At 40.1% G+C, this 22,096-nt stretch carries 13 protein-coding genes and 2 pseudogenes; 9 read left to right on the plus strand and 6 right to left on the minus strand.

The genetic code is table 11. From position 1 onward, the window contains the following. The first annotated feature begins 143 nt into the window (after positions 1-143). From HNR53_RS10105 to HNR53_RS10125, 5 genes are all read left to right on the plus strand, one after another. Complete coding sequence (locus HNR53_RS10105) at positions 144-1,568, plus strand: amino acid permease (RefSeq protein WP_184525511.1); 1,425 nt, start codon at positions 144-146, stop codon at positions 1,566-1,568. Positions 1,569-1,674: 106 nt separating this feature from the next. Next, positions 1,675-4,011 (plus strand): helix-turn-helix domain-containing protein, encoded by a 2,337-nt coding sequence (locus HNR53_RS10110; RefSeq protein ID WP_184525513.1) that lies wholly within the window; start codon positions 1,675-1,677, stop codon positions 4,009-4,011. Positions 4,012-4,293: 282 nt separating this feature from the next. Then, positions 4,294-5,727: an MFS transporter gene (locus tag HNR53_RS10115; RefSeq protein ID WP_184525514.1), complete on the plus strand. Its 1,434-nt coding sequence runs from the start codon at positions 4,294-4,296 to the stop codon at positions 5,725-5,727. An 84-nt stretch (positions 5,728-5,811) separates the two neighbouring features. Then, positions 5,812-6,999, plus strand: a complete 1,188-nt coding sequence (locus HNR53_RS10120; RefSeq protein ID WP_184525517.1) for an amidohydrolase — start codon at positions 5,812-5,814, stop codon at positions 6,997-6,999. Between the two features lie 417 nt (positions 7,000-7,416). Then, positions 7,417-8,928, plus strand: a complete 1,512-nt coding sequence (locus HNR53_RS10125) for a malate:quinone oxidoreductase (protein ID WP_184525520.1) — start codon at positions 7,417-7,419, stop codon at positions 8,926-8,928. Positions 8,929-8,991: 63 nt separating this feature from the next. On the opposite strand, the gene ahpF is transcribed toward HNR53_RS10125, so the two are convergent. Beyond that, positions 8,992-10,515 (minus strand): alkyl hydroperoxide reductase subunit F, encoded by a 1,524-nt coding sequence (gene ahpF, locus HNR53_RS10130; RefSeq protein ID WP_184525522.1) that lies wholly within the window; start codon positions 10,513-10,515, stop codon positions 8,992-8,994. Between the two features lie 163 nt (positions 10,516-10,678). Continuing rightward, positions 10,679-11,242, minus strand: coding sequence for an alkyl hydroperoxide reductase subunit C (gene ahpC, locus HNR53_RS10135; RefSeq protein WP_184525524.1), 564 nt, complete (start codon positions 11,240-11,242; stop codon positions 10,679-10,681). 427 nt (positions 11,243-11,669) lie between these two features. On the opposite strand from ahpC, the gene HNR53_RS10140 reads away from it, so the two are divergent. Next, the gene (locus tag HNR53_RS10140; RefSeq protein ID WP_184525526.1) at positions 11,670-11,876 is read left to right on the plus strand and encodes a hypothetical protein; all 207 of its coding nucleotides are present in this window, start codon (positions 11,670-11,672) and stop codon (positions 11,874-11,876) included. A gap of 141 nt (positions 11,877-12,017) precedes the next feature. Here the strand turns inward: HNR53_RS10140 and HNR53_RS10145 are convergent, their stop codons facing one another. From HNR53_RS10145 to HNR53_RS10155, 4 genes and pseudogenes are all read right to left on the minus strand, one after another. Further along, on the minus strand, positions 12,018-12,665 hold the full coding sequence (locus HNR53_RS10145; protein ID WP_184525528.1) for a hypothetical protein: 648 nt from the start codon (positions 12,663-12,665) through the stop codon (positions 12,018-12,020). 244 nt (positions 12,666-12,909) lie between these two features. Then, a pseudogene (locus HNR53_RS10150) lies at positions 12,910-13,977 on the minus strand (two-component system sensor histidine kinase NtrB); the annotation flags it as partial. Positions 13,978-14,115: 138 nt separating this feature from the next. Beyond that, positions 14,116-14,466: pseudogene (locus tag HNR53_RS23410) on the minus strand (response regulator); the annotation flags it as partial. Continuing rightward, positions 14,459-16,864, minus strand: a complete 2,406-nt coding sequence (locus tag HNR53_RS10155) for a hybrid sensor histidine kinase/response regulator (protein ID WP_184525530.1) — start codon at positions 16,862-16,864, stop codon at positions 14,459-14,461. The pseudogene HNR53_RS23410 and the gene HNR53_RS10155, both read right to left, overlap by 8 nt. 364 nt (positions 16,865-17,228) lie before the next feature. Here HNR53_RS10155 and HNR53_RS10160 point away from each other — a divergent pair, with 364 nt between their 5' ends. From HNR53_RS10160 to HNR53_RS10170, 3 genes are all read left to right on the plus strand, one after another. Continuing rightward, positions 17,229-17,915 (plus strand): response regulator transcription factor, encoded by a 687-nt coding sequence (locus HNR53_RS10160; protein WP_184525532.1) that lies wholly within the window; start codon positions 17,229-17,231, stop codon positions 17,913-17,915. After that, positions 17,890-19,977, plus strand: coding sequence for a HAMP domain-containing sensor histidine kinase (locus tag HNR53_RS10165; RefSeq protein WP_184525534.1), 2,088 nt, complete (start codon positions 17,890-17,892; stop codon positions 19,975-19,977). The genes HNR53_RS10160 and HNR53_RS10165 overlap by 26 nt, the downstream gene beginning before the upstream one ends. Before the next feature lie 475 nt (positions 19,978-20,452). Next, the gene (locus tag HNR53_RS10170; protein WP_184525814.1) at positions 20,453-22,048 is read left to right on the plus strand and encodes an FMN-binding glutamate synthase family protein; all 1,596 of its coding nucleotides are present in this window, start codon (positions 20,453-20,455) and stop codon (positions 22,046-22,048) included. Positions 22,049-22,096: the final 48 nt, after the last annotated feature.

Below are 22,096 nucleotides of genomic sequence, written 5' to 3' on the forward strand. Positions count from 1 at the left end.
GTAATTTAAAGTTGAATCGGATACTTTGGGGGGACTTTAGAGAAAAATTGAAAAGGATGCCGGAACATCATTTCAATACCGAATAAAGAGTGTTTAGGTTACCTGAAATTGCTGCTATCAATGGTGAAAGAGGAGGAAATAAAGTGGCACACAAAGAATTAAAGAGAGGTCTGGAAGCACGTCATATTCAGATGATTGCTTTGGGCGGTACAATTGGTGTAGGTTTATTTATGGGTTCAGCAAGCACCATTAAATGGACGGGTCCGTCTGTCATGCTTGCATATGCAATCTCAGGAGTTTTTATCTTTTTTATTATGCGTGCCATGGGAGAAATGTTATATGTAGAGCCAAGTACAGGTTCATTTGCAACCTTTGGCCATAAGTATATCCATCCATTAGCTGGTTATATCACGGCTTGGAGTAACTGGTTTCAGTGGATTATTGTTGGGATGGCAGAAATTGTTGCCGTTGGTGCCTACATGCAGTACTGGTTTCCAAATTTACCTGCTTGGATACCGGGTATTATCGTCATGGTCATTCTCGCTACAGCAAACTTAATTTCTGTTAAATCATTTGGTGAATTTGAATTTTGGTTTGCGCTGATTAAGGTTGTTACCATTGTGTTGATGATCATTGCAGGGTTCGGTCTTATTTTCTTCGGAATTGGTAACGGAGGAAATGCAATTGGATTATCTAACCTTTGGCAAAATGGCGGTTTTTTTACTGGCGGCTGGTCTGGGTTCTTCTTTGCTCTATCGTTAGTTGTTGCGGCTTATCAAGGTGTAGAACTAATTGGGATTACCGCTGGGGAAGCAAAAAATCCGCAAAAAACATTAACGAAGGCGATTCAAAGTATTATTTGGCGTATTTTAATTTTCTATATCGGCGCCATCTTTGTTATTGTAACTGTTTATCCGTGGGACAAATTAGATTCCATTGGCAGCCCATTTGTGGCCACCTTTGCGAAGGTTGGTATTACAGCAGCAGCCGGACTTATCAACTTTGTCGTCATCACAGCCGCAATGTCAGGCTGTAATAGTGGTATTTACAGTGCAGGACGGATGCTTTATACATTGGCAATGAATGGACAAGCACCAAAATTCTTTATGAAACTCTCTAGTAATGGTGTACCTTTATTCGGTACGGTGGGTGTGTTAGTTGGTTTAGTCATTGGCGTTATCTTAAGTTATATTGCCCCGAAAAATTTATTTGTCTATGTATACAGTGCGAGTGTGCTCCCGGGGATGATTCCGTGGTTTGTTATTCTGATTAGTCAAATGCGATTCAGAAAAGTAAAAGGAGCAGCCATGGCCAATCACCCATTTAAAATGCCCTTTGCACCAGTGTCAAACTATGTAACGCTTGGCTTTTTAATTATGGTGCTGATTGGTATGTGGTTTAATGACGAAACACGTATCTCGCTTATTGCAGGGATTGTTTTTCTAGGTCTGGTTGTTATTAGTTTCTACGCTTTTGGAATAGGCAGGCATTCTCTTTTAGATATAGAATCGGAAACAGATGAATCATCTTATTTGTCTGATGATGGAGTAAGCAGTAATAGCAAGTAAATAAATAAATAGGTAAAATTGAATAGTATCAATATATAGGGACCATTATGACATTTGGTCCCTATTTTATCTTTAGGGCAAAAAAGAAGAGATAAGGGGAATTAGATTGAACGATCCACTGTCAGATTTTCAAATATCATTTCAACAGATTGAGTTACTAGTTCCGAAGATTAATAAAGGGATCCAATTTATCTTGGTCATAAGTGGAGAGTTAACAGTGGAAACATCCAGCCGTTTCTACCATATGGAGGAAAAGGATCTGCTTGTCATTAATCGTAATGAGCTTTACCAGGTTCAAGGGAGTGATCATAATCGCGTCATGATCTTAACCATCTCGGATGCTTTCATGGACCATCATTACGCGGACTATCGAAATCGGAGCTTTGAATGCTATTCAAAAGAAATTGATTTAGGTAGAGAAGGCATGATTCTTTCGCTTCGGAAGCTCTTGGCAAATATCATGATTAGTTATTATCGACAAGATGAGAGTTATCAAATTGAGATTAAAAGCCATATTTGTCAAATGTTATTGATTCTGATTCGCAGTTTTAAAGTAGAAGCTGGGGTCCTTGAGAAAATAGATACAGGGGATCTGCGTTTGGCACAAATTATTGACTTTATGGAAAAAAACTATGACCAGATGATTACGTTAGAAGAGACGGCTAAGAAATTTTTTCTTTCAACAGGCTACCTATCCCGCTATTTTAAACAGAAAATGGGCATGGGATTTAGCCGGTATTTAATGAATATCAGACTTAAACATAGTATGAAGGATTTACTTTACACGTCTGACTCTATTTCGCAAATTGCTTTGAATAATGGTTTTCCCAATACAAAGTCTTTTTCAGCCTTTTTTAAAGAGGTGTACGGCATGACCCCGAATGTATACCGGGAGGACCATCACGTACAGTTAGAAGATTCAGTTCAAAGCTATAGCAAGGAAGATGCGGCCAATTTTATTCAATCACCTGAAATTGTGGCACTAAGCGGCATCATTTTAGATGATCCAAAACCTTATCCCAATACAGAGACAAGGTATGAAAAGCTGCCGTTAAACTTGTCTAAACCTGTGTCAGTGAAATTAGATTATCCTTGTCACATTCTTAATATTGGGGAAATTATTGAATTATTAAAAGAAGATGTTCGCTCTCAGGTTCTGGATGTGAAAAGGGATTTACCGTTAAGGTATATCGCCGTTCGGCATCTTTTTAACAATACGGCCATTCCTCCTGAGGTGGAAACCGATGAAGAGATTCCAACAACATCTCCTTATTTCAATATTGATAGTGCTTTAGAATTCATGAAAAAGCATGATTTATCTTTATTTGTCCAGTCTGATTATATGGATATCTCGAGAAATGAAGCGGCATTTTTTACAAAACTTAGCCAATTCATGAAACATTGTTTGCAACTGTATGGTGAATCGTTTATTGGCGAGTGGCATGTCATGTTTTACGAATCGTATAGCACCGGAGCTCAGGCAAAAGAACTTCAGAGGGTGTATTTAAAACTGTACAATGTACTGAAATCGATGATCCCTTCGATTCAGGTGGGCGTATATATGCCTTTTTCCTTCCGCAGAGAAAAGACAAGCGATAATCATGTATGGCAGCTAAAACAGGGTGAATCAATTGATTTTATTGGGTTTTATGCGAACCAAAATGAAGTTGTTGATTTTACGGAAATGGCAAATAGCCAATTCGATTTAGCAAAGGATTATATTAAGGAAAAAACCGCTAAGTTGAAGAGGTATTTAAAAAAGAATAATGCAGAAAAACCGCTTCACCTCGTAGCATGGAATACGTTGTCGGGGAATACCCGCTATACGAACGGCACCTTTTTTCGCGGAGCTTTAATCTTGAAAAATGTTTTGGATATCGCCAATGATGTGAAAACAGTTGGTCTCTGGATTAACACTCTCGTCCATGAGGAAGCTGGAAAAGGGAAGCATTATCGCATGGACGGTGTAGAATTATTCCATTATCTAAAGGGAAAACGACCTGCTTATTTTGCCTTGATGTTTTTAAAACGTCTGCATGGCGAGGTGGTTGCCCATGGGAATGATTATGTGATGACATGTAATGAGCGGGGATATCAATTAATTTTGCTGAATTGTAATATCATCAATCCGTATTTCTCCGTGGAGGAGACCTTTCTGCAAAAACTTAATAAAGAAATTCATGTGACAATATCCGGTATGGTTAAAGGAGAATATCAAATACGCAAGCATGTGTTTGATAAAAATCATGGAGCTTTATATACCAAGTGGTGGGAATTAAACAGTAAGCATGGCATGGATGCTGAAATCATTGATTATATTATCAATTCCAGCAGGCCTTCCTTAGAAATCTTTGATGAAACGATTGAAGAAGATTGGTCCTTTTATTCCTATTTAACCAGTAATGCAATTCACTTTTTTGACATTCGCAAAACCTATAGCTGACAGGCCTCAATGGCCGAGAGGGTCTAACCTTTGTCCTGTTATACAAAACTGTAACAGGCAGGTTAGATCTTTTCTTTTAGTGACAGCAAAAATTGCCCCCAATATTTTTACTGAACCCCGCAACAGGTTAATTATTTTACATACCACTCCAGTCGTTTGCATAAAAATTGACTCTCTTAAATCAGCATTATTATCTATAATACTAGTATAGTAGAAAACAAAATGTAACTGCTATCATTCGTTCTTATTCGATTTTACTATCAAAAAATAGGAGGAATTATCATGGAGACCCAGTATAAAGGGACAAATAAGATGATCACAGGAATTGTGTTTGGGGTTATCACATTTTGGCTTTTTGCACAGGCAATGGTCAATGTAGTCCCAGACGTTCAAGCAGATTTAGGGATTTCCCCCGGAACGTTAAATATTGCCATCAGTTTAACCGCTTTATTCTCAGGTATGTTTATCGTCGCGGCTGGAGGAATAGCAGATAAAGTGGGACGTAAAAAAATAACCTATATCGGGTTAATTTTAAGCATTATCGGTTCCCTTTGTCTTGTATTGGCACAAGGAGCAGTTTTATTAATCATTGGCCGTGTCATTCAAGGACTTTCCGCAGCATGTATTATGCCATCAACGATTGCTTTAGTGAAAGCTTACTTTGAGGGAAAAGACAGACAACGTGCTCTTAGTTTCTGGTCCATTGGATCATGGGGCGGTTCAGGGGTTTGTTCGTTTGCCGGCGGTGCCATTGCAACGTACATGGGCTGGAAATGGATTTTTATCTTCTCTATTGTTTTTGCCCTTCTTGCGATGCTGCTAATTAAAGATACACCTGAAAGCAAAGCCGAAGGAACAGGTGCATTTAAATTCGATTTCGGCGGTTTAGCGATCTTTATCGTTACCATGATTTCCTTAAACGTTTTTATTACATTCGGTGCGGACTTAGGCTGGACAAGTCCAATTTCTATCATCACCGCTATCCTTACCATTGTTGGAGCGATTGTCTTCTTTAAGGTTGAAAAAAGCAAGGACATTGCTCTTATTGATTTCTCATTATTTAAAAATAAACCTTATGCAGGTGCCACTTATTCAAACTTTTTATTAAATGCCATTGCCGGAACACTTGTTGTTGCCAATACGTATGTTCAAGTAGGCCGGGGATTTACTGCATTTCAGTCAGGAATGCTATCGATTGGCTATTTGATAGCTGTTCTTGCCATGATTCGTGTTGGGGAGAAAATCCTGCAAAAAGTGGGAGCGAAATCACCAATGATTTGGGGTGCTATTATCACAACCTTTGGTGTAGCAATGATGGGATTAACCTTCTTGCCTGATTTTGCTTATACAGTTGTCGTCTTCATTGGCTTTGCTTTATTTGGTCTTGGCCTTGGAATCTATGCAACACCATCAACAGATACATCTGTATCGAATGCCCCATCCGATAAAGTGGGAGAAGCTGCCGGGGTTTATAAAATGGCCAGCTCACTCGGCGGTGCAATTGGGGTTGCCATTTCCGCGACGGTTTATAGTTCCGTTGCAGCGGCTGGAAGTGTTGAAATGGCAGCATCAGTAGGAATTATCGTCAACGTAATATTTGGGATCCTTTCCCTTCTTTCTATTATCATAATGGTTCCAAAAAATGCCGGTAAAGCAACAGAAGCTTCCGCAGCTGAAACCATTCGCACGGCAGCACCCAAAAAGGCCGTTAATTAATAAACGAACGAATTCAATACATTTACTAATTTGACAGAGGGTGGGGGTTATTCCATCCTCTGTCGGCAAAGGGGAACGGAAACGATGAAAAGTGAATTAATGAGCATGCTAGAATCACGGAAAGATGAAATAATTGCGATCAGACGCCATCTGCATGAAAATCCGGAAATTTCATTTCAAGAGGAAAAAACGGCTCAGTACATTGTTGATTTTTATAAAGGAAAAGATGTTGAGATCCAGACCAATGTTGGAAACGGTTACGGCATTATCGTCACGATTAAAGGCGGAAAACCGGGAAAAACCATTGGCCTTCGCGCTGATTATGATGCTCTTCCGATTACAGAAGAAACGGATGTACCGTTTAAATCAAAGAATGAGGGCATCATGCATGCATGTGCGCATGATGGGCATACGGCTTATTTGTTAGTTTTAGCTGATTGCTTAATTCAATTAAAAGACTCCATTCCAGGTACAATCAAAATCATTCACCAGCATGCAGAAGAAGTTCCTCCAGGCGGGGCCAAAAGTATTGTCGAATCTGGCTTGATTGACGACTTAGATGCAATTTATGGCATTCATTTGCTGCCGATGGGGCCAGTAGGAACCGTTGGCTATCATGCAGGCTACTCTTTTAATGGACGGGCCTATATGAAATTGAAGGTTCAAGGAAGAGGCGGACATGGTTCTTCTCCGCATCTAGCCAACGATGCCATTGTGGCTGCTGCTCATTTTGTGACAGCTGTGCAAACCATTGTCAGCCGCAGATTAAGCCCTTTTGAAATTGGTGTCATTACCATCGGCTCTTTTGACGGAAAAGGTACATTCAACGTGATCAAGGACAGCGTAGAGCTTGAAGGCGATATCCGCTATATGACAGTGGAAACAAAAGAAACGATTGAGCGGGAAATTAAACGGATTGCAAGAGGAATTGAAGCAGAATTTGGCGTAACTTGTGAGCTTGAGTTTACTCCAGATTACCCGCCTTTATACAACAATCCGGAGCTAACGGCAAAGGTTGCAGAATCTTTACGCAGCATGGATGACAAAGATATTAAAGAAGTAAAGGAATTTCCGGCGATGTCTCCATCTGAAGACTTTGCTTTTTATGCAGAAAAATTCCCTGCCTGCTTCTTTTACATTACATGTACACCAAAAGGAGTAGAAAAGCCTTACTTTAATCATCATCCAAAATTTGATATTGATGAAGATGCCCTCCTTGTAGCCGCGAAAGCTGTTGGTCAAGTGGTATGCAGTTATTATGAATTAGACTAATTTATTTTAAAAAGAACCATATCACATTCCCCCCTTGGATTTAGTATGTGATATGGTTTTTTTGCGCCCGCCAATCGGCGGATTTTCTAATAGTTTTGACAAATATAAATAAAATTTCTAATTGTCAAATTGTGGTGGGATTTATTGCAAATAACGCTGATTATGCCATCTTTGAGGAGTAGAAGTGGCAAAATCCGACAATATATCGGAAAGATCGAGGGAATTATACTTTTAAATAGACCGTAATTGATATATAATAGTAGATAAATATTCTAATCTCGAAATAATAGTGATAAGAGCAAAGGGGTAATTTGGTCGAGAAAAGATGTGTGACTAGGTCTTGCTTTGGCGCTTGTTGTGACGCTAAGCAGGAAAGCCTGCATCCTTTCACAAATCTAGGGGATAAGGAAGGTAAAAATGAGCAACCAACAAACTAGTACAGATGTTATCTTAATTGGCGCCGGAATCATGAGTGCAACATTGGGGACATTTTTGAAGGAATTAGTACCTGATTGGGAAATTACAGTGTTTGAAAAGCTCGCAAACGCAGGGGAAGAGAGTTCGAACGAATGGAATAATGCGGGGACGGGACATGCAGCATTGTGCGAACTTAACTACACCGTCGAAAAACCAGACGGATCAATTGATATTAGCAAAGCTATTAAAATTAATGAACAGTTTCAGGTTACAAAGCAGTTTTGGTCTTACTTGGTAAACAGCAGCTTAATCCATAATCCGCATGAATTCATCATGCCATTGCCCCATATGAGTATGGTACAAGGGGAAGAGAATGTAGAGTTCTTGAGAAAACGTTTTGAAGCGCTTTCAAAAAACCCGTTATTCCAGGGGATGGAATTTTCGGATGATTCAGGAAAACTAAAGGAATGGATCCCGCTTATTATGCAAGACAGGGACTCGGATGAACCGATTGCGGCCACAAAAATCGACTCCGGTACAGATGTTAACTTTGGTGCTTTAACGCGCATGTTGATTGACCACTTAGAGAGTAAAAATGTTGCAATCAACTATAATCATAGTGTTATTGATATGAAACGTACCAGTGATGGTCTATGGGAAGTTAAAGTAAAGAATCTCGACAGCGGTACGGTGGAACGCCATACGGCGAAATTTGTCTTTATTGGCGGCGGAGGCGGAAGCCTGCATTTGCTGCAAAAATCCGGTATTCCTGAAGGAAAGCATATTGGGGGATTCCCAGTAAGCGGACTATTCTTGGTCTGTAATAATCCGGATGTTGTCGCGCGGCATCATGCAAAAGTATACGGCAAAGCAAAAGTTGGAGCTCCTCCAATGTCGGTTCCGCACCTTGATACAAGATTTATTGATAATAAAAAATCGCTGCTTTTTGGACCGTTTGCCGGCTTTACACCAAAGTTCCTAAAAATGGGTTCAAATATGGACTTATTAAATTCTGTCAAACCAAATAATGTCTTAACGATGTTAGCGGCAGGAGCAAAAAACGTTCCATTGACAAAATATCTGATCCAGCAGCTAATGCTATCAAAAGAGCAGCGTATTGAAGAGTTAAGAGAATTTATCCCGAACGCTAAAAGCGAAGATTGGGATATTGTCGTAGCGGGTCAGCGTGTACAAGTTATTAAGGATACTGAAGCTGGCGGTAAAGGAACGCTGCAGTTTGGTACGGAGGTTGTAAGTGCAGACGATGGTTCAGTAGCTGCCCTGCTTGGCGCTTCTCCAGGTGCTTCCACAGCCGTTTCGGTTATGCTTGAGGTTATGAAAAAATGTTTCCCGCAGCATATGAAAGCATGGGAAACAAAAATAAAAGAAATGATTCCATCATATGGTATATCACTAATGAACAATCCGGAGCTTCTGAAAGAAGTTCACATTTCAACTGAGCGGACGCTTGGCTTAGGAGATAAAGATCCAGTATTCAAAAAAGAAGCATAAAATTGCCATTTGGCAATTTTATGCTTCTTTTCTTTCAGTAAATGGATGGAGAGTCCATAGAAGTTAATTTCGGATGAGATAATCAAATGCGCCTAGTGCCGCTGTTGCACCGGATCCCATTGAAATAATGATCTGCTTATACGGACTGTTGGTGCAGTCACCTGCTGCAAAAACGCCAGGAATGCTAGTAGTCCCGCGACTGTCGACAACGATCTCACCGCGTGTTAATTCTAATGTGCCTTCTAACCAATCAGTATTTGGTACAAGACCGATTTGGACAAATACACCTGCTAATTCAACATGATGCTCTTCTCCGGTTTCACGATTCACATAGGTAATCCCGTTTACTTTATCCGTACCGGTAATTTCTTTCGTTTGTGCATTTGTTACCACTGTAACATTAGGCAGACTGTGCAGACGCTCCTGCAGCACGGAATCCGCTTTTAACTCCGGCAGGAATTCAAGAACGGTAACGTGTTTCACAATACCTGCCAAGTCAATTGCCGCCTCAATGCCGGAATTACCGCCGCCAATAACGGCTACATCTTTACCGGCAAACAATGGTCCATCGCAGTGCGGGCAGTAGGCTACCCCTTTGTTCTTAAATTCTGCTTCGCCTGGTACGTTAACGTTACGCCAACGGGCACCTGTTGAAAGAATAACGGTCTTACTCTTCAGCACCGCACCGTTTTCTAGTTCAACCTCAATCAGGTCCTTCTTCTCTAACCGTTTGGCACGCTGTACATTCATTACATCGATATCATACTCGCTTACATGTGCTTCAAGACTTGCAGCCAGCTTCGGACCTTCTGTATACTTCGTACCGATAAAGTTCTCGATGCCTAAAGTATCTAGGATTTGCCCGCCGAAGCGTTCCGCAACAATCCCTGTGCGGATCCCTTTACGAGCGGCATAGATGGCTGCACTGGCACCCGCAGGGCCGCCGCCGACAACAAGGACATCAAATGGTTCCTTACCATTAAGCTCTGAAGCATCTGGAGCATTTCCCATTTTGGCGAGGATTTCTTGGAGTGTCATACGGCCGCTGCCAAAAGGTTCTCCATTCAGGTAAATAGTTGGCACTGCCAAAATGTTTTTCCCTTCGACTTCTTCTTTATAAGCACTGCCTTCAATCATGGTATGGGAAATACCAGGGTTTAGAACGCTCATCAAATTCAGCGCCTGTACGATATCAGGGCAATTATGGCAGGTCAAGGAAACGTAGGTTTCGAATTGATAGTTGCCGCGGATGTTTTTAATTTGATCGATGACACTTTGCTCTACCTTTGGCGCTCTTCCGCTCACCTGAAGCAAAGCTAACACTAATGAAGTAAATTCGTGTCCTAAAGGGATTCCAGCAAAAACAACACCAGTGTCTTCTCCTGCACGATTGACACTAAAGCTTGGTGTTCTTGAAAGATTGGCTTTCTCTATCTTAATTCTAGGTGACATACTTTCTAATTCATTCACTAATTCAAGTGTCTCCTGGGACACTTGATCTGAGCCTGCGCTCACCTTTAGCAGTACATCGCCTTCTAAAAGTTCAAGGTATTGCGCTAATTGTGCTTTTATATCTGCATCAAGCAACCTGATCACGCTCCATAAGTTAAGTTCATGTGTTCCGTTTCATTCGATAGGGTTTTAAAAATGAGGTTAGATATAATAATAAACCATCAGTCGGGGATGACGGGCAATCCGTCGACCCCAAGCTGATGGTTCATTTTACTTTATCTAAAAGTTGATTGTGTAATTAGATTTTACCTACAAGGTCAAGGCTTGGTTTAAGAGTTTGAGCGCCTTCTTCCCATTTAGCCGGGCAAACTTCACCTGGATTGTTGCGAACATATTGTGCTGCTTTAATTTTTCTAATATAAGTGTTTGCATCACGGCCGATTCCGCCTGCATTGATTTCAACAGCTTGGACAACACCGTCTGGATCGATGATGAAAGTTCCGCGGTCAGCTAAACCAGCTTCTTCGATTAATACATCAAAGTTGCGGCTGATAGTATGTGTAGGGTCACCGATCATTGTGTATTGGATTTTCTTGATTGTTTCAGAAGAATCGTGCCATGCTTTATGTGTAAAGTGAGTATCTGTAGAAACAGAATATACTTCAGCTCCTAAAGCTTTGAATGCTTCGTAGTTGTTTTGTAAATCTTCAAGCTCTGTTGGGCAAACGAAAGTGAAGTCTGCTGGATAGAATACAACGACACTCCATTTACCTTTGAGATCTGCTTCTGTAACTTCGACAAATTCTCCGTTTTTGAATGCTTGTGCTTTAAATGGTAATACTTCTTTTCCAACTAATGACATAATAAATTCCTCCCTAAGTGTATGTTTGAGAATTATAATTAAGATATTTAATAATAATTCTAATTCAATAATTATTATTGAATATTTTCTGATGTTTGTCAAGAAGTTAATACTCAATTTAAGTAAATATTTCCTGTTATTACTGAATTTATATTGCCTTTAATAGGATTTATATGTTTTATTTGATTAGAAACATCATTCTCATTGAAAAGTAGGTAGTTGAAATTACTAAAATGAACATGGAAAACTGATTTGATTGCACCACTCCCCATAATTTACCATGCTTTTCGCCTTTATGACAAACTTAAGGGTGTACGAGTCAGCCTCATATTAGCCCACTGCACGATAAAAGGCATTTACTACTACATTATTTCCAATTTCTAATTTTTTATGAAAAAATATAGTTGCGGGAGGTTTCCGGAGAAGAGTGCGGAATTTAGAAATTGATCATCATCTGTCAAAGATAATGAAAGATGGGGGAGAGCTTTGGCGCGGGATGAGGATCGGCTCAAATGAGGAAGCTGCAACGGCAGGAATGGAGGATGCTGAGAGCATAGCAGCATGTTTTGCGGTCAGTCCTGAGGGTCAAAAAACGGCAAACGGAATTGGAAAAGGCCTTTATAACAGTCTTTAAGGGCAGGTTCATAGAACGGTTGGGAAAAAGGCCTTCATAAAAGCGTTGAAGGGCAGATCTCATATTTCATCTATCTGCTGGTAAGAAGAAATCTCGAAGAATAACCCGTGCTTAAGGAAATTTAAGCATTGGAAAAAGTCATTAATAGACTAGCTGCAAGATTGTATCAATATCAGTCTTAGCCGATCTTGAGGCAGGGTTTAGGATCAATCTGAGCCAGATTTTTGAAATGGTACGATTCCGTTCTTGTTTACTGTCCACAATAAAGGTGATCGGTTTCTTTTTTAATGCCGTGTCCTTTATCAGGAGATTCGCTTTCTCCAGTAAAACGGGAATATTGATTTGCTGATCATAACTAAATAGTTTGACTACATTTGTCTGTTCACCAAAGGATAAATGGGTACGATCCTTGATCCGCATATCTACTACAGTATGACCGTCCATTTGAAATTCCCCGTTAAAATAATTTTGGTCGATGATGTAGATAGGCAGACTTTTTTCTACTATTTTAAGTGATATTTTTCCGTCATATCCTTTTTTGATCCGGATGCTTAGCTTTTTAGCGAATGTACAGGCATAAATAGCTAATTCTGTGAATACTGCCAACAGTAAGCTTACAACCGGGATAATCATGAATGGTTTTAAAATAAAATCAACTGGATTAAAGCTGATATTCCAGAAGTGAATATTCAAATAATTAAAGAGGGTAAATGGGGCCATAAGACTCGTAAGGATATAAAGCATGACAAAGAATTCTTTCCTCATACTTCTGTTTAAATAATTAACCACATTCAACAGCTCCTTTTTGATAGGTTGTCCATTAATTTCCTCCATTGTAACACGGTGGCAACAACTTTATTATAAAAACCGTTAATCAAATTCCTGCAACGATTGATAAGAATCTGCATTAAATTTTTCTAAAAAGAATTCATTTTGTCTAAGAATGAACACTAGTAGCGAAAAAGCATCTAGCTCTGATTAATCGTTTTTAGATAAAAATGAAAGGGACGGTATAGGCCGTCCCTAAAAGGATTTAAGTTTGATGTTTTTTTTCAAATTTAACAAAAAATGTCGTTCCTTCGGATCCTGTATCAATTTCAATCTTTGCATGATGGCGTGCCGCAATCGCATAACATACGCCCAGCCCCAGGCCAGTTCCGTTATCCTTGGTCGTGAAGAACGGCGTCCCTAATTTTTCTAAAACCTCTAGCTTAATTCCCTCTCCTTGATCCTTCACCGCAAGTACAACCTGTCCATTTTCCATGTAAGTTCTGATCGTTAGAATCTTTCCTTCGCTCATGGCTTCTAAGCCATTGCGGTACAGGTTCAGGATTAATTGGCGAATTTCATTGCGGTTTAATGGCAAACAAGGAATAGCAGAAGAGGTTTCCAATCGTATTTGTTTATTTTGGTTGGATGCATCAGCATGGAGCAAGGGGCTTATATCTAGGATGATTGTATTTAAATCTAACTCCTGCAAATCTGTTGTTCTTGTATTCCCCATGGAGAGGAATTCTGTAATAATCGAATTCGCCCGATCCAATTCATCTATCATTAAGGTAAAGTATTCATGGAAATTTGAACACTCATCCTTGGTACTTAACAGCTGCAAAAATCCGCGGACTGTGGTCATTGGATTCCGGATTTCATGGCTGATGCCTGCTGCCATTTGTCCGATTAAGTCCAGCCCTGATAAACGTTTCATTTCTTTCTCATATTTCTTCTTTTCTGTTATGTTTTTAAAATAACAGCAAATCCCATCATCAAACGGGTATACGGATATTTCCAGCCATGAATCATCATAGGATGATGGTGCTTCGAAATGGATCGCAACCCTTTCTTCCATGGCACGATGAAACTCATCATATACATTTGTGTGAATAGTACCTGGGAAGATGTCCCATATGGATTTGCCGATTACATCTTTTGCTTTAAGGTTATGGGGAAAATAATGGTGATCATTAACATAAATATAATTCCAATTCTTATCCAAAGCAGCAAAACCATCTGTAATACTGCCAACTATTTTTTTGATCCTCTCTTTAGCTGCTGCCAGTTCTTTCGTTCGCTCTATGACCTTTTTTTCAAGGAGATTTTGGTGTTGAATCAACTTTTCTGTCAGCAGGTCTTTTTCATCCTCAAGTTTTTCTCTGATCTGCAAAACATGTTCAAGTTCCTCATTTTTTCGCGCCAATTCATCCCTGGACCGCTTGAGGGAAATGTGTGTTCTTACCCTGGAAATGAGTTCTTTTCTCTTAAAGGGCTTGGTGATATAATCAACAGCCCCCAAATCGAACCCTCTGACAATATCCTCGGTTTCACTTTTTACTGTTAAAAAGATGACTGGGATCCTTTCATATCTGGGGTCTGCTTTTATTGTTTTACAGACTTCATACCCATCAATATCAGGCATTTCAACATCTAATAAAATAAGCTCCGGAATGTTTTCTTCCAGGAATTGATATACCTCAAGGGCATTCTGGGCAATGCCGAGCTCATAGCCGCATTCCGCCATGATGGTAGCCAATACTTGAATATTATTAGGATTATCATCAACTATTAATACTAGATTGCTATTTTTTCTATCCATTTGAATTACCCTCTAATAGTATTTTTTCAATATGTCTTAATTTTGACTTGATGTTCACGATATCGTAGCATTCAGCATAACGCATGAGTTCTTCCCCTTCAATTGTAATCGGCTCCGCTTGGTGCTGATGTCCAAATGAAATCAACGTTTGCGCTAATATTTTTACATGACTAATGATGATTGAGGTTTCTAATTGTTTTAATAACGGATTCACTTGGTCCCTTATAGCAGCCAGAATTTTAGAATCTATGCTGTCCTGAAACTTGACCATACCGGCATCCATCGTGGAGAGATCCAGATCAATGATTTCCTCATTTGCAGAACCCTTTTCTCGAATATAGCAGCTGTCCGTCTCTTCTGGCAGTGATTCTTTTTCTGCCACCTGAACATTTGTATATTCAACATAGAAAATGCTGCCGTTGCCCGCTTCGCTTTCAAAAGAGATTTTGCCGTTCATCATTTCTACTAATTTTTTTGTGATTGAAAGTCCCAGACCAGTGCCTCCGTATTTTTTGCTGCTTTGTCCTGATATTTGTGTAAAGGCCTCAAATATTTTCGCTTGTTCATTTTCAGGGATGCCAATACCTGTATCTTTAACTGAAAGGTGAAGATCGATCAGATTGGTGTCAGACGCATCCGAAGGTGAAGCGGTTAACGTTAGTTTTACATAGCCCTTTTCAGTAAACTTGACGGCATTTCCGACTAGATTCAATAAGATTTGCCGAATTCTTATTTCATCAAACAGAATGAGTTCAGGAAGATCATTTGGAATATCGATGAAAAACTCAATCTTTTTATGGTGAACGGTTTGGATAAAGATCGTTTCAATTTCTTTGAAAATCTCATACAGTTTAATTGGTTTATAATGCAGTTCAATTTTACCGGCTTCAATCTTAGAAAGGTCGAGAATATCGTTGATAATAAGCAGCAGACTATTTCCGGCCGTGTGAATGGTTTTAATATAATTTTGCTGTTTTTCCTCTTTAATGTTATTTTGCAGAAGCTCGCTGAGTCCGATCACCGCATTTAAGGGTGTACGAATTTCATGACTCATATTCGCGAGAAATTCACTTTTTGCTTGGTTGGCTTTTTCTGCCGCCGCCTTTGCATATTCTAGCTCCACATTGGCTTTTTCGATTGCCGCGGTTCTCTGTTTTACTTTTTCCTCAAGATGATGAATGTGTTTATATAACTCATCCGCCATTTTATTAAAAACACGGGATAGCTTCCCAATTTCATCATTTTTATAGATTTTTGCTCTCTGCAGCAATTCACCCCTTGTGAATTTTTCTGCCGTACTTATTAAATCATTGATAGGTTTTAAAATAACATCCGTTATCTTTTTATAGATAATCATGGATAGAAACAAGGCCAGAATCGATAAGAAAATAGCTGCTTCAATATTTTTATTGATTTCCGCTGTCAGTTGATAATCGGGAATTGCGGTAATGATCAGCCAGTCCAATCCGTTCTGACTATATTCAGTAAGTTTAATATGAAGATTGCCATCTTCTGTTTTTTTGATGACTTTATTTTCTCCCGTTTGTTTGTAATGCTCGTAGGCTTTAACGATGGCTTTATTTTCAGTGGTATCAATTGCTACTCTTTTAAAGCTGCCGTCGGAAAGGGGCTGGAAGGCTGGAATATCAACTGAATTAGCCACTAATTCACCCGTATTTCTTTCAACGACAAACGCCGTTGCGACGCGGTCTGCCACGATTTCCTTCAAATAGTCGTTGAGGCTTGAAAGTGTAATCCGCGTACCTAAAACCCCTTGAAGCTGCCCCGCTTGATTATAAATGGGATAGGTGGAAGCTAGGACTAAGTCATCTTTGATAAAATGCTTATAAAGAGGGGGGAAAATCGGTTTACCAGCTTTTTTGGTTAAGGTGTACCATTCTCTTGTACGGGGGTCAAATTCGCCGTAGTCCTCGACAAACCCTTTCTCTGTCATATTCTCCGTTACGGAGTAATAATAAGAGTGACCATCCGTTTCTCTATTGCTGCGATAGATTTCGATTTGATTGTTTTGGTTTCTGCGGGCCCCATAATAATCGCCATTCTCTAATCCGTAACTAATGCTGTAGATATTTTCATTGCTGGATTTGATCACGCTCGCAAAAAAAGCATCGCGTTCGGTTGTATTATTCATATCGACAATCCCATTTTCGAGGATATTGTGATTGATGGCATTCATGCTGTATGGGAGAGCAATTAATTCTTCAATTTCATTTAGGATATCTTTACTTGAGGCATTTTCCATTTTAACGATCGTACTCTCTGAGGATGCCTTCCAGCTTGAAAAGATGATATAGTCGATTGTCACGAGAGTACTTACCATCAGGAGGATAAATGTAATGCTGATCATTGCTCTAATCGAAGTTGTTCTTTTAGCCATTCATGAACACCCCATTTCGGTACATGCCGCAGCTTTGGACCATTACTATTCTAATCATTATCTCTAAAATGATACTTTGTTACAATACTATTTATTTATATAAATATCTTTTTTATAGTATTTAGTTTTCTTAACAAGAAACTGTTATGGAACCATGGGAGAGTAAGGCGGATAAAACAGCGGGAAAGTGTGCTTCATCCGGCCTCCGGGGGACAGAATGGGATCAATCGGTGGGGAAAGGTCCTTCAGACAGCCTATTTGGCTTAATGCTAAGAAAATCTTAAGATTTACATAGAGGGTTTGTTAAGATTTGATTGCTATCATTTGTTTAGATGGAAAATAAGGGGAAAGGCGGTGGTCTTTCATGAACATATTGGTTTGTGATGATGATAAGGAAATTGTCGATGCGATTGGAATTTATTTAGAGAATGAAGGGTATCAAATTTTCAAGGCCTATAACGGCATCGAGGCCATAGAGATCATTGATGAGCAGGAGATCCATCTGATTATTATGGATATTATGATGCCGCAGATGGATGGAATCAAAGCAACGATGAAGATTCGCGAGGATAAAAGTATCCCGTTAATCATGCTTTCAGCCAAGTCAGAGGATTATGATAAAATTTTCGGCTTAAATATTGGCGCGGATGATTATATCACGAAGCCGTTTAATCCCCTGGAGCTGATTGCCAGGGTGAAATCGCAGCTGCGCAGATATACCACATTCGGCGGTCTGGAAAAAAGGAATGATGTATATAGGACTGGCGGGCTCGAAATCGATGATGAACGGAAAATTATCACTGTCGATGGCGAGGGGGTTCATTTGACGCCGGTGCAGTATAAGATTTTGCTGCTGTTGACGGCAAACGCTGGAAGAGTTTTTTCGATAGAAGATATTTATGAAAAAGTCTGGAATGAAACAGCCTTTAGTCCGGAAAATACGGTAGCAGTTCATATTCGAAAAATTAGAGAAAAAATTGAAATCAATCCGAAGGAACCAAAATATTTGAAGGTGGTGTGGGGAGTTGGGTACAAGGTCGAAAAGCTTTAGTCACTCAATCTGGACGAAAATCATTGTTTTCGTCGTAGTGATTTTATGTTTTACGGGTGCAGTCAGGGAATTTTTAAACGCGGCTGTCTTAAATGAAGGTGATTTTGCGATTGTTTTTGAGGAGGATTACTTTCAAAGCAGTTCCTATATAAGAAAAAGTGAAAAGATTATTGGCAGTCTGGCGAGGCTAATCAACGAATACAAGAATGAAAAGCATATTTTAAATGGCGGGACAATCAGTGAAGATGAAATAAGGGCAGAAGAAGATCATCTTTATACTGAATTCCAGATGAATTCGCGCAGCTTTAATCCCGAATTAAGTGAAGCGCAAAACTATGAAAAGTTTAAAGAAGAATATGCTTCCAAGCTGTCGCAAGCAAGAGAGCAGCTGATTAAGCATGACTTAAGAGAATATCATTCCATCACGCAAAATTTGCAGAGAATCAATCAACCTTTGTATTATGCAAGTGACGGCGTCAATGTGTGGTCAAACACGACTAAAAAGGAAAAAAGCCAGTTTACATCCTATCCCGCTTATATGATATTTGAGAATTATAAAAGTGAGTTTTACCCGAAACAATTGAATGACAGTGAATATATGTACTGGATTAAAGAGACAACGGCTTCTCTTGATGTGGAAAAACCTGTTGTCTATTTAGCTTATACCGAGGACTTTTTAAAGCAGCAAATGAAAGAGTGGCAGGACGACAAGACAGCTATAACAACGAGCTTATATAGATTAATAGGGTTTTTAGCTGGATTAGTTCTCTCCCTCCTCTATCTGATTATTGTCATTGGGAGAAAATCATTTCATGATGAAAAGGTACACTTAAATGCCTTCGATAAATTATTCAATGATGTGAATTTTATCGGATGCATTGGCTTGATAGCGCTCTGGCTTGGCTCGCTTAGTGCTTTCGGAAGCGAGTATGCCGAGAAAATCCTCATCCCGATTACCATTCCGATTGCAGCAGCCGGACTTATCCTTGTTCTATCATTAGTACGTCATATCAAGAACAGAACACTGTTAAAACACACCTTGATTTATCGTATGTTGCATGGGTTCTTTTCCTTTTTCAGAGATGTATACAACAATGGAAGCATGGCTATAAAAACTGTCTTAATCGTAGTCGGATATCCTGTATTAATTGCGCTGACATTTTTCATGTTCCCAGTCACGATCGGATTTGCCGCTTGGTTCGCCCTGAAGAAGATTAAGGCATTTAAGACGATTCAGGAAGGGGTAGAGCGAATCAAGGGCGGGGATCTCCAGCACAGCATTGAGATTGAAGGAAAAGGAGAGTTTTCGCAGCTTGCTGCTAATATTAACAGCATTTCAGATGGTTTAAAAAATGCTGTAGACAATGAGCTGAAGAGTGAGCGGTTAAAAACAGAGCTGATCACCAATGTTTCCCATGATATTAGAACTCCTCTCACTTCGATTATTACCTATGTCGATCTCTTGAAGAGAGAAGAGGATCCGGTAAAAGTCGAGGAATATGTCGCGGTATTGGAGCAAAAATCGCAGCGGCTCAAAGTGTTGACGGATGATTTATTTGCTGCTGCAAAGGCCTCTAGCGGGAATATTCCGGTTTCTTTAGAGCGGATTGATATCGCCTCATTAATCAACCAGGGGCTCGGCGAGGTAAGTGAAAAAATTGAAGCAATGGAATTGGCTTTTAAATTTAATCATCCTGAGGAAAAGGTGTATATTTCTGCAGACGGCAGATTGATGTGGCGGGCAATCGAGAACCTATTATCGAATATTTTTAAATATGCACTCAAAGGTTCGAGGGTCTATATCGATATTGAAGATACGGGTAATGACGTTTTGCTAACGTTTAAAAATATTTCTGCTTATGAGCTGAATATTTCGGCTGATGAATTGATGGAACGCTTTAAACGAGGCGATGAATCGAGAACAAGTCAGGGAAGCGGCTTAGGGCTGTCCATTGCAAAAAGCCTGATTGAGCTGCAGAAGGGGAAATTCCAGATTCAAGTTGATGGCGATTTATTTAAAGCGATGATTTATATGCCTAAAAGTCATCATAACCATAAGTGATGCTTCATACCAATATCAAAAAATCCAGGAATAGGATATCAATAAGATATCCTATTCCTTTTCCATATGGGAGTAAATTATCTGCACCTTGTATTGGACAACTATCCATGCAATCTGTTTTTTGAAACATATTGTAATTTCTTGAACTACTCCACCTTAATTTCTGCCGAAATTTGAAGATGGAGATTCCTGCGAACACCGAGGTATCCTTCAGTTATTTAGCAGGCTATCCCCTTCACAGCCGCGGGTATTTAATTTGCGTAGTATAGATTGATGAACGCGAACTGCTGGTCATTAATGTTTCAACTGTTGAGCTTCCTATTTTCTTCTGCTTTTTCACCATTTGCATACAGCTCATCCTGGGACTCATGTCATTGGATTCAGGAAAGGAGGGCTTATAGAAATGGATACTAGCCATATATTTGGAAATGCTATAGGAAGGTACGATGATTCATTGCCGCGGGGGGATTTTATGTTGAATTTAGCAGATATTTTAACGATTATTGCCTTCATTTTTTGTGCTTTAGTTCTGTTGCTTTTAATTGTTATTGGTTTCTATTTATTTTACATTGATCGGACACAGAGGCAGCACCCGGTACTGCGGAATTATCCGCTGATTGGAAGGGCACGGTACTTTTTAGAAACAATTGGTCCGGAGCTGCGCCAGTATTTATTTGACAATGACCTCGAAGGGAAACCTTTTTCCAGAGTTGAATATCAGCATATTGTCAAAAAGGCGAAATATAAACGGGATGTTATTGGTTTTGGCTCGAAGAGGAATTTTGAAGAAGCGGGCTATTATATTCGCAATTCTATGTTTCCGAGGCTGACAGAAGAACTGAAGATGGACCAGGAGACAAAGGTAACGACACAGCGTTATTTATTGGTGAAAGAGCCTTTATTCACGCAAAAAAAGGAACATTTAGAGCCCGATACATCATTGGCCTATTTGCTTGATGACAGCGATGCAATTGTGATTGGGGAGAAGGCGAGAAATCCCTTTATTGTCAAAGGACAGATTGGCATGTCGGCGATGAGCTATGGTTCCCTTGGAAACCGGGCTATTACGGCACTCTCGGAGGGATTGGGAATTGCCGGAGGGACTTGGATGAATACCGGAGAAGGCGGTCTTTCTGATTACCATCTGCGGGGCGGAGTTGATATTATCATGCAAATTGGTCCGGGTTATTTTGGTGTCAGAGATAGGGCTGGGGATTTCAGCTGGGATGCCTTGAAGAAAAAAAGCGCAATTCCTCAGATAAAGGCTTTTGAACTGAAGCTGGCACAGGGGGCCAAAACACGCGGCGGGCATATTGATGGGGAAAAGGTGACAGAGGAAATCGCCCGGATACGGATGGTTGAGCCATTTAAGTCAATTGACAGCCCAAACCGCTTTCGCGAGTTTCAGGACCTTCCTTCTTTATTTGACTTTATTGAGCAGATTCGCGAGCAGACGGGTAAGCCGGTGGGAATGAAAGTTGTCATTGGCAGTATCCAGGAGGCGGATGAATTAGCGAAAGCCATTCGGGATACTGGAAAAGGCCCCGATTTCATTACGGTAGACGGCGGTGAGGGCGGTACTGGCGCCACTTATCAGGAATTGGCAGACAGTGTCGGACTGCCAATTAAGTCTGCTTTGCCGCTTCTTGATCATGCTTTAAGGAAATACGGTGTACGGGATCAGCTAAAAATCATTGCTTCAGGCAAACTGTTTTCACCCGATAGGGTAGCGGTGGCCCTGGCCATGGGCGCGGATTTAGTCAATATCGCCCGCGGCTTTATGATCACGGTTGGCTGTATCCAAGCATTAAAATGCCATTCCAACGCTTGCCCGGTCGGGGTGGCGACAACCGATCCGGATTTGCAGAAGGCATTGGTGATCGAAGAGAAAAAATACCGCACCGCCAATTATTTGATTTCGATGCGGAAAGGCTTGTTCCGTTTAGCCGCTGCTGCAGGTCTTGATTCACCGGTGCATTTTCACAGAGGACATATCGTTTATAAGGATGAAAAGGGAATTGTCTCACAGCTCGAAGATATTTATCAAACAATTATTCAAAGGGCTGAATAAGGTTAATGAAACTATACCAAATGAGGAAAGATGGCAAGTTTAAAAAAT

Source organism: Bacillus benzoevorans, from assembly GCF_014207535.1.
Classification (GTDB): domain Bacteria; phylum Bacillota; class Bacilli; order Bacillales; family Cytobacillaceae; genus Bacillus_BD; species Bacillus_BD benzoevorans.